Below are 941 nucleotides of genomic sequence, written 5' to 3' on the forward strand. Positions count from 1 at the left end.
TTCCGCGAGCTGCTGGTGCGCGGGGTCTACGGCTATGTCGCGACCTACGCGGCGGGCCGGGGCGCCGTACTGACCGTGCTCGCCCAGGACCGGGTCAACGTCGGCCGGCTGCTGCTGGAGGGCCGCCGCGCGGGGGCCCGGATCGGGGAACTGGTCGACGCCGAGGCGACGGCGACGGCCGAGGCCGAGGAACGAACCGACGCGGCGCCCGTCAAGGCGCCCACCAAAGCCACCACCGCACGAACGAGAACGGCGCGCGCACCACGCACCACCGCAACGACCAACGCGCGCACCACCACGGAAAGTTGAACGGACCCAAGGGAGCACTGTCATGGCCAACACCGAAACCTCGCTCAAAGAGGCGCTGACCTCCATCGAGGGCGCGACCGGAGTCGCGCTCGTCGACTACACCAGCGGTATGGCGCTCGGCACGATGGGCGGCAGCAAGACCTTCGACCTCGGCGTCGCCGCCGCCGGGAACACCGACGTGGTGCGCTCCAAGATGCGCACGATGGAGCACCTCGGCCTGAAGGGTGACATCGAGGACATCCTGATCACCCTGTCCAACCAGTACCACCTGATCCGCCTGATCAAGGGACGCGGCGGCAACGGCCTGTTCCTCTACTTGGTCCTGGACTCCAACCGGGCCAACCTGGCGATGGCCCGCCACCAGTTGAAGAAGATCGAGCTGGACCTGGAGGTGTAACGCCCGGCTACGCGTACACGTCGCCGCGGCGGCGCGCCCCGCCCGGGGTGGCGTCGCCCGCGGCGATGCCGGTGGAGCGGTAGCCCTTGACCGGTTTTCCGGCGGGGGCGCCGCCCCGCTTGTCCAGCCAGTCCACCCGGATCCACAGCAGTACGTCGTCGGCCCGTTCCCGGCGCCCCAGCCAGGCGGCCTTCAGCCGCAGGCCCGTTCCGGCCCCGGCGAGCAGCATCCCAGA

At 70.5% G+C, this 941-nt stretch carries 1 protein-coding gene and 2 pseudogenes; 2 read left to right on the top strand and 1 reads right to left on the bottom strand.

All coding sequences use genetic code 11. The features are described 5' to 3' along the window. Together R6V09_RS53910 and R6V09_RS53915 are read left to right on the top strand one after the other, a co-directional pair. Positions 1–309, top strand: a pseudogene (locus R6V09_RS53910) (roadblock/LC7 domain-containing protein); the annotation flags it as partial. 22 nt (positions 310–331) lie between these two features. After that, positions 332–706, top strand: a complete 375-nt coding sequence (locus R6V09_RS53915) for a hypothetical protein (RefSeq protein ID WP_317888663.1) — start codon at positions 332–334, stop codon at positions 704–706. A 7-nt stretch (positions 707–713) separates the two neighbouring features. Here R6V09_RS53915 and R6V09_RS53920 read toward each other — a convergent pair. Then, positions 714–941, bottom strand: a pseudogene (locus R6V09_RS53920) (hypothetical protein); the annotation flags it as partial.

The organism is Streptomyces sp. W16 (assembly GCF_033194735.1).
In the GTDB taxonomy this organism is placed as follows: domain Bacteria; phylum Actinomycetota; class Actinomycetes; order Streptomycetales; family Streptomycetaceae; genus Streptomyces.